Here is a 12843-nt window from a genome sequence, read left to right as displayed (position 1 = left end):
ATATTTTGCAAGTATAAAAATCGCTGCTGTGTAAGCGTTTTTACATGCGATAAAAATGATTATATACGTAATTCGGATAGTTATCTATCATAAAGACATAAGCAGCAAACATTCATAAAACTAAGGAGGGGCTTATGGAAAGTGTAAAGAAACAAGAACCATTTCAACTGACGCTATCGAAAAAAGAAGAAAAGCTCAGAAGACGAAAAAAAATAATTGCAGGAATCAAAACGAATAAATTTTTATACGTGATGATTCTGCCGGGGGTCCTTTATTTCCTGATCTTTAGGTATCTTCCTATGGGAGGGCTCGTTATTGCTTTTCAAGATTATCAACCATTTTTAGGGATAATGGGCAGTCCTTGGGTGGGATTCAAACATTTCATTCGTTTGTTTACAGAGCCGACTTTCTTTACTTTATTAAGGAATACTTTGATCTTGTTCGGGTTAAATATCTTCGTATTTTTTCCGATGCCAATTATTTTGTCCCTACTATTAAACGAAGTAACGAACAAGCGACTGAAAAGTGGGATTCAAACGATCATTTACATCCCTCATTTCATGTCTTGGGTAATCATCGTTTCGATTACTTATGTATTTTTGAACGTTGACGGAGGGGTATTGAATGAATTCCTTGCAACGATGGGATTTGAAAAAATCAGTTTTCTGACATCTCCTGAGTGGACACGAACAGTCTATATTGGACAAGTAATCTGGAAAGAGTTGGGCTGGTCTACGATCATCTACCTTTCAGCGATCACTGCAGTAGATACACAGTTATATGAAGCGGCTGAAATGGATGGCGCAGGACGCTTGCGAAAAACATGGCATGTTACATTGCCGGCGATTCGTCCAGTAATCATTACCTTGCTGATTCTAAAAATCGGTCAGACACTGGACTTAGGTTTCGAACATATGTACTTGTTATTGAATTCATTGAATCGAAGTGTTGCAGAAATTTTCGACACCTACATTTATACAGCTGGATTGAAGAATGGACAATTAAGTTTCAGTACAGCAATGGGATTGTTTAAAGGGGTCGTAGGATTATTCATGGTAATTTTAGCTAACAAGATCGCCAAAAAGCTAGGAGAAGACGGCGTTTACTAATTTAGAAAGAGAGGAAAAGACATGCTGCAGTCATTAGATAAAATAAATGGAAGGCTAAATCGTATTTTACAGTTGGTTTATTTGAATTTTCTGTGGGGTGGTTTAGTCATTGCAGGTCTGGGGGTTTTTACTTTTGGTCCTGCATCTTATGCAATGGTTGCAGTGATTAGAAAATGGCTGCGCACAAAAGAATCATTTCCTTTGACGAAAACGTACTTCTCATATTTTAAAGAAAACTATCGTGAAACCTTGCTGATGAGCTGGATATACGGCGTCATCGGAGTTGTTTTACTTGTGGATCTTTCTTTCATACACAATTGGTATCTTAGAATCGCTTTGTATATTGCTGCGTTCTTGTATTTGCTCTCAGCACTCTATATTTTTCCAATCATGGCACATTATGATTGGAAAGGATATTTTTCCAAAAAATGAAAATGGCATTTTTGTTCGGATTCTCTCATCTTCATTATTCATTAGTATTAATACTAAGTCTGGTGGGGATTTACCTGATGATCATCCAAACAATGCCAGGTGTTTTAACCTTTATCGGTGGCAGTCTCTTCTTTTCCGCAGTCACGTGGACAGCAAATTCTATATTTTGCCATTTGGAATGGAAGAACTCATATACAGAAAAAACAGAAGAAAACAAAAATATCATTAAAACAGTGAAGGAGAAAATTTATGAAAAAAGCAACGCTCGTAAAATTAGGTCTTAGTTTTGCAGGAATTTTAGCACTTGCCGCATGTGGCAACAGTTCAAACAACAGTTCTTCAGAAACAGAAGATGGGAAAACCAAAATCACTTGGTTGAATATTTTACACCATGCTTCACCCCCAACTGACACAATCGTGAACCTAATAGAAGAAAAAACCGATACGGAACTTACATTCAATTGGATTCCTGATGCTTCAAAAGAAGAAAGACTGACAACTGCATTGGCTTCTGACGAACTAGGAGATATCGTTACACTTCAAATTGCTATGCTGAAAAACTCTTCTGTCCGAAGTGCGTTGAAATCAGGCGTATTCTGGGATGTATCGGAATATTTAAAAGACTATAAAAACTTAAGCCAAATCTCTGAGGATAGAATCGAAGCTGCAAGTATCGATGGAGCATTGTATGGTGTGCCAATGCAAAAGGACTATGCTCGTGCTGGTTTAGTCATTCGAAAAGACTGGTTGGATAATCTTGGATTAGATGTTCCAACTACGATGGATGAACTTTACGAAGTAGCTAAACAATTTACAGAAAACGATCCAGATGGAAATGGTGTGGATGATACAGTTGGTTTTGGTGATCGTGCGCCTAGTGATATTCGTTATACCAGCTTTAAGCTGTTCACTTCTTATTTTGGAGCACCGAATGGCTGGGCTGTAGACGATAATGGCAAATTTACTCCAGAATTTGATACAGAATAATACATGAAAGCGTTGAACTTCTCAAGAGATCTATTTGAGAATGGCTATTTGGCACAAGATTTTGCGGTTACTCAAAAGACTGACCAGCAAGAACAATTTGCACAAGGAAAAACAGGAATCTACACTGGGATGGTGGATATCAAGAACCTGAAAACAATGGGACAAGGCATTCAAGATGGTATGGAGTTAATTCCTGTAAACAAGATCTCAGATGGTGAAGGCGGCGGTTATCATGTTTGGTCAGAAGGAAATGGTATTGGCGGTTTGTTAGCATTCCCTAAATCACAAGTAAAAGACGAAGCACAATTGAAGAAATTACTGCAATTTGTTGATGATCTTCTAGAAGAAGATATGTATAAATTGATGACTGGTGGTATTGAGGGAACACATTATGAATTGAATGATGATGGTTCTATTGAATTTATCGATATGGATCTTTGGCAACAAGAAGTGCAACCGCTATCAAGTTCTCGCCCTAGTGAAGTAACGTTCTCTTTCAAAGACGCAGATCCTGAAAAAGAATTGTCGAATCAATTGATCAAAGAAAACGAAGAATTCGCTGTAATGGATCCTTCTGTGCCATTGGATTCACCGACGAACAATGAAGTAGGATCGGAAATCGAAAAAATCGTTATTGATGCTACAGTGCAATACATCATGGGACAGCTTGACGAAGACGGATTCAAGAAAGCTGTAGAAGACTGGAAAGCACAAGGTGGCGACCGAATCACACAAGAGTACGAGGAAGCATACAAAGCCGCACAATAGTATAGATGATTGGGACAAATACTGCTTGGTATTTGTCCCACATCCTATTTTAACTTTTAAAGGAGAGCAAATAATGGAAAACTGGTCAAAGAAATTAGCAAAAAGCATCATGGAAAGAACACCTCGCTTATATGAAGAAAAGTGGTATAAAGGAAAATGGTCTTATGACTATGGCGTCGTACTTAAAGGGTTCCAATTACTTTGGGAACAAACCCAAGAAAAAATTTATTTTGATTTCATAAAAGACAATATCGACTATTTCGTGCAAGAAGATGGAACGATCCGTGGCTACAGCGTTGAAGAATACAATATCGACCATGTAAATACAGGAAAGCTTTTCTTTTTATTGTACAAAGAAACAGGCGAAGAAAAATATAAAAAAGCAGCAGAACTCCTTTCCCAGCAGTTGGCAAACCATCCGCGTACATCCGAAGGGGCTTTTTGGCATAAAGAAATTTATCCTTATCAAATTTGGTTAGATGGATTATATATGGGCTCACCTTTTTATGCTGAATTTATCCAGAATTTTAGTGAGGAAAAAGATTACCAAGATGTCTTGAGACAGTTTGAAATCAGCTATAAACATTTATTCGATCCAAAAACAAATTTATTAATCCATGCATGGGATGAAAAGAAAGTCCAACCATGGGCTGATCCAGAAACAGGTTTATCTCATCATTTCTGGAGTCGATCGATTGGCTGGTATCTGATGGCTGCGGCAGATACCTATGAATTGCTTCATGCGGAAACGGATTGTTCTTTGCTGAAGGAAATTTTAGAAAAGACATTGACCGCATTACTTCCGTATCAAGAAGAAAACAGTGGGACATGGTATCAAGTAACAACAGAAACAAAACGGAAAGGAAATTATCTGGAAGCTTCTGGCAGCAGTATGTTTGTTTACGCAATGGCTAAAGGGATACGCTTAGGCTTGCTGAACAAAGAAGAGTGGCTGCCGCAAGTGAAAAAATCTCATCAAGGACTACTCGATGAATTTGTTCTTGAAACAAAAGAAGGCTGGTTGAACTTGAACAAAAACTGTCAAGTAGCAGGGTTAGGCGGAGCAGAACAGCGAGATGGTTCATACGCTTACTACATCAGTGAGCCGATTATTTGTAATGATCAAAAAGGTGTCGGTGCATTCTTGCAAGCATTGATCGAAGTGGAGGCATTATAAACATGTATGATATTTTGACATTTGGCGCATCAATTGATGAATTGAATACTGAAGCAATACAACAAGCGATTGATGCAGCAGCAAGCGCAGGAGGCGGAACCGTAGTTGTGCCAGCAGGTGAATTTTTAACAGGGGCTTTATTTTTATAAAGCAATGTAGAACTTCATTTGAGCGCAGGGGCGGTTTTGAAATTCTCTGACGATCCAAAAGATTATCCTGTTGTTCATTCACGTTGGGAAGGAGTCCATCGAAAAGTCTATGCTTCCTGTATCTATGCACAAAATGTAGAGAACATCTCTGTCACTGGTTTTGGTACATTAGATGGAAATGGAAAAAAATGGTGGCATACTTTTCGAAACGAACCAGATAATCTGGCTTATCCTCGTCCTAAATTGATGAGCTTCCATAACTGCCATCGAATCACTGTGAAAGATATCAAACTGATCCAGTCACCAAGCTGGACGATCAACCCAATTCTTTGTAGCAACGCGACGTTTGACAACTTGACGATTTTGAACCCAGCGGATTCACCAAATACAGACGGCATCGATCCAGAATCCTGCAAAAATGTGCGTATTAGTAATTGCCATATTGACGTGGGAGATGACTGTATCGCAATCAAAGCAGGGACTGAAGATACGTACGAAAGAATTGCTTGTGAAAATATCACGATTACAAACTGCACGATGGTCCATGGACACGGAGGGGTCGTGTTAGGAAGTGAAATGAGTGGTAGTATACGTAATATTACCATTTCAAATTGTATCTTCCAAGAAACTGATCGAGGAATACGATTGAAATCTAGACGAGGTCGAGGCGGGATCGTTGAAGATATTCGAGTATCCAATATAGTCATGGATAATGTGATGTGTCCATTTATACTGAATCTTTATTATTTCTGCGGTCCGCGAGGAAAAGAACCATATGTATGGGAAAAAACGGCTTATCCGATAGATGAGCGGACACCAGCATTCAGAAGGACCCATTTTTCGAATATCACGGCAAGGAATGTCCATGCTTCTGCAGGATTTATTTATGGATTAGCAGAACAGTTTATACAAGAAATCACATTTGATAATATTGATGTTTCAATGGCCCAAGATGCAGTTCCCGGTGTCCCTGCTATGATGACAGGGATAGAGGAAATGAGCAAGCAAGGATTTTACATTGGTTTTGCGGATAAGGTTACCTTTAATCAAATGACGATTGAGAATCATGAAGGACCAGCATTTCTATTAGAAAATACGAAAGAAATCAGTATTGAGAAATTCCGATCAACTCAATCGGAAAATATGGATGAGCTGGTTGTTCGTAAAAACTTTGCTTATGCAGTTGAATGACTTTTTAGGTGATCCATCTAGCAGACTTACTCCTAGTGGAAAGCGATTATACAGAGAAAAACAAAATGGGTTTATGCTTGAATATTATCAACTGTACTTAAATGAATTGGAAACAGTACCAGCACTTTATGCTTACCCGGAGAAAGAAGGACCGTTTCCGACGGTCCTTTACCTGCATTCTCACGGCGGAGATTTTTCAGTCGGGAAAAGTGAATTGATCCATGGTGCTCCTTACTTAGCTTCTCCATCTTTTGCAGAAGTACTGACAGGAATGGGATATGCTGTTTGGTCGATTGATGCTTGGGGATTTGAAGAACGCGGAGGTATTTCCGAAAGCGAGTTGTTCAAACAATTTTTATTAACAGGAAAAACGTTATGGGGAATGCGTATTTATGATGTGATCAGCTTGATCGATTATTTGGAGACAAGGGAAGACACAGATACTCAACGGATCGCAACGATTGGTCTTTCTATGGGAGGCTTATTAAGCTGGTGGGTGGCGGCATTGGATTCTCGTGTCAAAGTTTGTATTGATCTAGCGGCACAGGTGGACATCGAAACACTTTTGCTACATCGTCGCCTAGATCATCATGGGTTTTATTACTATGTGCCAAACCTACTGACAGCTTATACAACGTTAGCAATCCAAGAAAAAATCGCTCCGCGCCCTCGTCTTAGCTTAGTTGGAAAAAACGATACGATGTGCTTGGACGAAGGCGTACTGAAGCTGAGAAAAGGACTGGACAAGAAGTATCGATCAATGGGTAGTCCAGAAAACTTTTCTTCTTTTTCTTTAACAGGCGGGCATATGGAAACACAAGAAATGAGAAACATTTGGAAACAATTCATAAGGGAGCATTTATGAGGATGAAAGACAAACTGATAATTGGAAAAAATTCTATAGATACCCCGACGGATTTTGAAACTATCCAAGAAGGAATCGATTATTTGGCAGACCTGCCGGATAGCCATCCAAAGGTCTTGATAGTAAAAGAAGGAAGATATGATGAATATATAGAAAGCAGATTATCCAATTTTAAACTTGTGGGAACAGGAACAGTAGTGATCTCCGGTAATCGTTTTGCAAAACAGGAGTATCTTGACGGTAGCCAGTTAGGGACTTTCCGAAGTGCTACTTTTTTCTTAGAAGGATCGAATGTCGTATTAGAAAATCTTCACATCGAAAATACAGCAGGTCCAGGAGAAAAAGTAGGTCAAGCTGTTGCTTTATTCAATTCAGGAGATCGCGTATTGTTAAAAAACTGTCGACTAACTGGTTATCAGGATACTTTATGCACGGGTCCGTTGCCTGACTTGCAAAAAAATGGTACACCTTTTTGTACACCGGCTTCTGCCAATCCTGATTATTGTCGTCAGACCTATGAATATTGTTGGATTGAAGGAACGGTGGATTTCATATTTGGTGGGGCAGATGCAGTTTTTCGCCAGTGCCGTATCCATAGCTTAGCCAGTAAAAATCCTGGATACATCACAGCAGCATCTACGCCGAAAAATCAAAAATCAGGGTATCGTTTTGAAAGCTGTACCTTGACTGCAGAGCCTGATACTAGAAACGTCTATTTAGAAAGACCGTGGCGTCCGTATGCAAATGTCGTGTTTGAAGCGTGTAAGATAGGTGGGCATGTTCACCCAACTGGTTGGGACAATTGGGATGACAAGAAAAATGAACAGACTGCCAAATTCTCTGAACGAAATAACAATTATGAAACACCAATCAAAAGACCTGAATGGATCCATTTAGAAAAGCAGGGGGTTCTGAAATGAAAAGAAAATGGGAACTATTGCTAGGAATGATCGGTGGCAGCCTATCTCTGATTTTCTTTGGCGGGTTAGCAGTTACTTTAAGTAATATGTCTGCGTCAGAGTTTAAAAAAAGTTATCAGTCGCTTGCTGTCGATCATCCAACTTTGTCTTTAGAAAATACATTTGAGCTATTACAGGACATGACTGGTCTGTTTGCCGTTGTATTGTTTATTTCACTTTCTTTTTTAGCAGTAGCACTATTTTTGACGGCTAAAGGAAAATACTTAACAACTGCCACTGGCTTGTATTTTATAACGGGAGTTATATTGTTGGTCGGCACTCAGTTTATTGCGTTTCCTTTTGCATTTTTTTATTTTGCCGCTGGGGCATTCAGTTTGTATCGAGTAAGAATAAGAAAGGAAGCCTGAATCATGCAGACTATCAAAGTGAAAAATCCTATTTTAAGAGGGTTCAATCCAGATCCTAATATTTTAAGAGCGAAAGACCGATATTACATTATTGTCTCCTCTTTTGAATGGCTTCCAGGAATTCGAGTATATGAGTCGAAGAATTTAGTCAATTGGTCACATACAACGGATATTTTGACCACTCAAGTATCTTTGCAAGGAAATCCTACAAACGGAAGCATATGGGCACCGCAAATCAGTTATGCTGATGGATTGTTCTATCTTGTTTACACAGATGTCAAAAGTGCAGGCCGTCCGTTTAAAGATGTCCACAATTACTTGATTACTGCATCTGAGATCACAGGACCTTGGTCCGAACCGATTTATTTAAATAGTAACGGCTTTGATCCTTCTTTGTTTCATGATTTGGAAACAGGAAAAAAATGGCTTGTCAATGAATTATGGGATTATCGTCTGGACACACCGAATAAATCCAGCGGTATCGTATTGCAAGAATATGATGCAGAGAAGAAGAAGCTTGACGGTCCCATCTATAAAATATTTGCAGGTACAGAATTAGCGAAAACAGAGGCACCGCATTTGTATTTTCGTAACGGGTATTATTATTTGATGACAGCAGAAGGCGGTACAGGAAGAGGACATTCAGTCACAGTCTGCCGAGCAAAGAAGATTACTGGTCCTTACGAGCTTGATCCTGGTTTTCCTATGCTGACAGCTAGTGACAAACCTGCTTCTACATTGCAATGTACAGGACATGGGAGCTTAGTACAAACCCCGTCAGGAAAATGGTACATGACATATCTTTGTACCAGACCATTAAACGGTGCGGCTATTTTGGGAAGAGAAACCGCTATCCAAGAAGTGTATTGGACGTCCGACGATTGGTTAAGGCTTAAAGATAACCAGACAACTCCGATGGAAGAAATAATGATTGAGACGAATGAAGAGGTACAACAAGAGAGAGATCATCAGTTTATGGATACATTTGAAGGAGAGCTAAAAAAGAACTGGAATGCCAGACGTATTTTGCCAAGGGCTGATTGGTGTGATACAAAAACTAGACCTGGTTTTTTACGACTGATTGCCGGTGAATCTCTTCAATCTACCTTTGACCATCACTTATTAGCTATTCGGCAAACGGATTTTACTTTTGATGCGGAGACAGCATTTGAATATGCACCTAATAATTTTAATCAGATGGCTGGACTGGTATTGTACCTAAATGAATCCAATTATATTTATTGCTATGTTACTTGGGATGAGAACAAGGGAAAATGTCTTCGTATGATAGAATCAGAAAACGGAGTTGCACAAATAGAAGATTGGAGGATTCCATTCACAGAAAAGAAGACTTTCTTGAAAGTAGCCGTAAGGAAAGAGACAGCACAGTTTTATTTGAAAGACACACCATCTGAAGAATGGAAGGAAGTAGGTCTACAAAAAAACATGTGTATACTCTCAGGTGGATTTACCGGGAATTTTATCGAGATAGTCGTACATGATTTGAATAGAAAAAGAGGAAGTTATGCGGACTTTGAATTTTTTAAGTACGAAGGAAAAGATCTTGAATAATCTAACTCTCTAATAAATAGAGATTCAATAACTTGTTTTTGCTAGTTAGTGAATCTTTTTGTTTATCTATGATGTTATGAAAATAATATTAATGCCCTTTTCTGACAATGTTTTTAAACGTATTTTTGTTTTTTTCTGTCAAGATAATGCAATAAAATGTCAATATTGTGAATATAAAAACAAGAAAAAAAGAGTTATGATTTTGAAAACGTTTACTAGAAGAGGTAGGAGGAATTCAAATGCTTTCACAAAATGCTGTTACAGCAAATACAGTAAAAAAAGAAAAAAAGGAATTTGGGATTTCCGATAAGATAGGCTACATGTTCGGTGATTTAGGTAACTGTTTTATTTTAGGTTTGGTCAATAGTTTCTTGATGATTTATTATACGAATGTTCTTGGTGTTTCAGGAGCAATTGTAGGTACGTTATTCTTGATTTCAAGAATTTTGGATGCGTTTGCTGATGTGATGGTTGGAAGATTATGCGATGTCTCAGAGTTAACAGAAGCTGGCCGATTTATTCCTTGGATCAGAAAAATGAAATATCCATTTTGCTTAGTGACAGTCATTTTGTTTTTACCATTCGTCCAACATCTTCCAATGACGGTGAAGATTGCATATATTTTTGTTTCATATATTGTTTATGGTATTTTTCTGTCAACAATCAATATCCCTTATGGAGCAATGGCAGCAGCCATTAGTTCAAATCCTAATGACCGCACCTCGTTATCCACATTCCGAAGCATTGGTTCTGCGATTGGCGGGTCAACTACAGGGTTCTTTATCCCGATTTTGATGTACACCCATAACAAGAATGGGCAGCAAGTCGTTTCGGGGAATCATTTCTTTTGGATTTCCATCGGATGTGCGGCAATTGCATTTGTCGCATACATGCTGACTTGTAAATTGACTACTGAACGAGTAAGAGTTGTCAAAAACGAAAAAGTGTCTGCTTCTCAGTTGGTAAAAGGTTTGTTGGCTAACCGAGCACTGATTATTTTAGTCATTGTTGACATTTTCATTGTGATCAATCAGATTTTAGCTGGGACGAATATGACTTATTTATTTAATGATTACTTCCATAATAAACAAGCAATGTCTGTTGCTCTTTTATTTACTTACGGAACAGTAGTAGTTTTAGCACCATTTGCTACAAAGCTGACAAAATTATTTGGTAAAAAGGAAGCAAGCGTATTTGCGTTACTCGCTTCTTCATGTATGTACTTGCTGATGTATTTCCTTCATATAACAAATGCATGGGTATATCTGATTCTTTTATTTATTGCTACTTTAGGATCTGGTTTATTCAATTTGATGGTCTGGGCATTCATTACTGACGTGATTGACTATCATCAATATAAGACAGGCTTAAGAGAAGATGGAACAGTATACGGAGTGAATTCTTTTGCGAGAAAAGTAGGACAAGCGTGCGCAGGAGCAGTCGGAGGATTTATGCTAGCACTCATTGGTTACCAATCGTCTACAACAGGTGGAGCCATCCAATCAGTTTTAGTACAAGAAAGAATTTATACGATGGCAAACTTGCTACCAGCATTCTGTTTATTTGTATCCGCAATCATTTTGTTAGTAGGGTATCCGCTGAATCGTTCGAAAACTGTGTTTATTGGTGAAGAATTAAAAAAAATCAATGAAAGATAAGGAGAAAAGTATTGCAGACAAAAAAAGAGTTCATCAATGCTTTAGACTTTAAAACAAACGACATTCAACAAGATGATACAGTAATGCTGCAAAAGGCAATCAATCAAGGTGCAAAAGAACACTTGCCCGTATTTATTCCAAAAGGTATTTATTTAGTCGGTGCACTTTTTTTAAAAGATAAGAGCCATCTCATCTTCGAAGAAGGGGCTGTTCTCAAGGGGAAAACAGAGATCGAAGCATTTCCAGAGATTGATACACGAGTTGCTGGAATAGAAATGAAATGGCCAGCAGCGATTTTGAATGTTCTCTCAGCAAAAGATATTCTTATAGAAGGAAAAGGAATAATCGACGGTCAAGGAGAGCATTGGTGGGAACTATATTGGGGGAAAGACCAAAAAAGCGGAACAAGAGCTGAATATGATCGAAAGGGACTGCGTTGGATTGCAGATTATGCTATTAAGCGTCCGCGCGCGTGTTTACTGTATCATGCAGAACATGTTGTCATTCGTGATTTGATTTTTCAAAAATCAGGTTTTTGGAACCTGCAAATCACTTATTCTAACGATGTATTAGTAGAAAAAGTAATCATCCGTCATAATGATGGGCCAAGTACAGATGGGATTGATATTGATTCTTCAACAGATGTGCGTATCTATGAATGTGATTTGGCCTGTGGTGATGATTGTATCGCTATTAAATCTGGTAGGGACGGTAACGGTGCAAGAGTCAATCGAAAATCATCAAGAATCGAGATTGCGAGATGTAACATTCGTTCAGGTTACGGTGTAACTATTGGTAGCGAAGTTAGTGCTGGAATTAGTGATGTGTATATTCACGATATCGATTTTTTTCAGTCAGACTGTGGTATTCGAATGAAATCTTCAAGAGAAAGAGGGGGAGTGATTGAAAATATCAGGGTAGAAAACCTGAATATGATGGATGTACAATTTCCGTTTTCTTGGATAATGGACTGGCATAATGAATATAATAGAAAAAATAGCAATGATCTTGAACGAATGCCAGAAAGTTGGCAAGCAGTGGCTGAAGAAATACCTGAATCAAAACAAATGACAAAACTCAGAAACATACATGTCAAAAATGTACAGGCAAGTCTTTCTCCAGGCTATCCACTTCCTTCTCGGGCTTTTGACTTGGTAGCATTTCCTGAAAAACCTATAGAAGATGTCTGCTTTACTCATTGTACAATAACTGCAAAAGAATTTGGACGAATCGAAGCAGTTCAAAACTTATGTTTCGAAAGCTGTATTCTATCAATAGAAACAGGGAACACAGTTGCAAACAATACTTTTGACAATCGTTGAAATTATAATAAGGTCAAGCTAAAATATTATTTTAGCTTGACCTTTATTTTTTTTAATGATATATTAAACAACGTTGTCGCATCTGATTGAAACATTTTGTTAAAATTCCAAAAAAGAGTTGACACATGTTTTTAGACGTGATAAGATAACTGAGTCGTTAAAAAAGAACAGCTTACGAAGCTTGATTCTATCGAAAAAAACTTCGAAAAAGTTCTTGACAAATAACAAACGATAAGTTATGATAAATGAGTTGCTGAAAGATTTCGAAAAACGAAATCGAAAAAAA

At 38.1% G+C, this 12843-nt stretch carries 8 protein-coding genes and 3 pseudogenes; all 11 read left to right on the top strand.

The genetic code is table 11. The features are described from left to right. Nucleotides 1-134: 134 nt before the first annotated feature. The 11 genes and pseudogenes from KFO35_RS09365 to KFO35_RS09315 all read left to right on the top strand — a co-directional run bounded on the left by KFO35_RS09365 (nucleotide 135) and on the right by KFO35_RS09315 (nucleotide 12557). Nucleotides 135-1109 carry an ABC transporter permease gene (locus tag KFO35_RS09365; protein ID WP_002320509.1) on the top strand — a complete coding sequence of 325 codons (975 nt, stop codon included), beginning with the start codon at nucleotides 135-137 and terminating at the stop codon, nucleotides 1107-1109. A 21-nt stretch (nucleotides 1110-1130) separates the two neighbouring features. After that, nucleotides 1131-1825: pseudogene (locus KFO35_RS09360) on the top strand (YesL family protein). Next, nucleotides 1791-3296: pseudogene (locus tag KFO35_RS09355) on the top strand (extracellular solute-binding protein). The pseudogenes KFO35_RS09360 and KFO35_RS09355 overlap by 35 nt, the downstream one beginning before the upstream one ends. A gap of 73 nt (nucleotides 3297-3369) precedes the next feature. Continuing rightward, nucleotides 3370-4473 carry a glycoside hydrolase family 88/105 protein gene (locus KFO35_RS09350; protein ID WP_002310857.1) on the top strand — a complete coding sequence of 368 codons (1104 nt, stop codon included), beginning with the start codon at nucleotides 3370-3372 and terminating at the stop codon, nucleotides 4471-4473. A 2-nt stretch (nucleotides 4474-4475) separates the two neighbouring features. Continuing rightward, nucleotides 4476-5813 (top strand): annotated as a pseudogene (locus tag KFO35_RS09345) (glycoside hydrolase family 28 protein). Further along, a complete protein-coding gene (locus tag KFO35_RS09340) occupies nucleotides 5800-6678 on the top strand; it encodes a dienelactone hydrolase family protein (protein WP_002373242.1) in 879 nt (292 codons plus the stop codon). The pseudogene KFO35_RS09345 and the gene KFO35_RS09340 overlap by 14 nt, the downstream one beginning before the upstream one ends. Next, on the top strand, nucleotides 6675-7598 hold the full coding sequence (locus KFO35_RS09335) for a pectinesterase family protein (RefSeq protein ID WP_002316127.1): 924 nt from the start codon (nucleotides 6675-6677) through the stop codon (nucleotides 7596-7598). The genes KFO35_RS09340 and KFO35_RS09335 overlap by 4 nt, the downstream gene beginning before the upstream one ends. Continuing rightward, nucleotides 7595-8005 carry a DUF4064 domain-containing protein gene (locus tag KFO35_RS09330; RefSeq protein ID WP_002316128.1) on the top strand — a complete coding sequence of 137 codons (411 nt, stop codon included), beginning with the start codon at nucleotides 7595-7597 and terminating at the stop codon, nucleotides 8003-8005. The genes KFO35_RS09335 and KFO35_RS09330 overlap by 4 nt, the downstream gene beginning before the upstream one ends. Nucleotides 8006-8008: 3 nt before the next feature. Beyond that, on the top strand, nucleotides 8009-9577 hold the full coding sequence (locus tag KFO35_RS09325) for a glycoside hydrolase family 43 protein (RefSeq protein WP_002316129.1): 1569 nt from the start codon (nucleotides 8009-8011) through the stop codon (nucleotides 9575-9577). A 239-nt stretch (nucleotides 9578-9816) separates the two neighbouring features. Continuing rightward, complete coding sequence (locus KFO35_RS09320) at nucleotides 9817-11235, top strand: MFS transporter (RefSeq protein WP_002316131.1); 1419 nt, start codon at nucleotides 9817-9819, stop codon at nucleotides 11233-11235. Nucleotides 11236-11246: 11 nt separating this feature from the next. Next, on the top strand, nucleotides 11247-12557 hold the full coding sequence (locus KFO35_RS09315; protein ID WP_025477399.1) for a glycoside hydrolase family 28 protein: 1311 nt from the start codon (nucleotides 11247-11249) through the stop codon (nucleotides 12555-12557). Nucleotides 12558-12843 lie beyond the last annotated feature (286 nt).

The sequence above is a fragment of the Enterococcus lactis genome (genome assembly GCF_015751045.1).
GTDB lineage: Bacteria > Bacillota > Bacilli > Lactobacillales > Enterococcaceae > Enterococcus_B > Enterococcus_B lactis.
The sequence above is the reverse complement of the archived record's forward strand: the minus strand, read 5'-3'. Positions and strand labels throughout refer to the sequence as shown.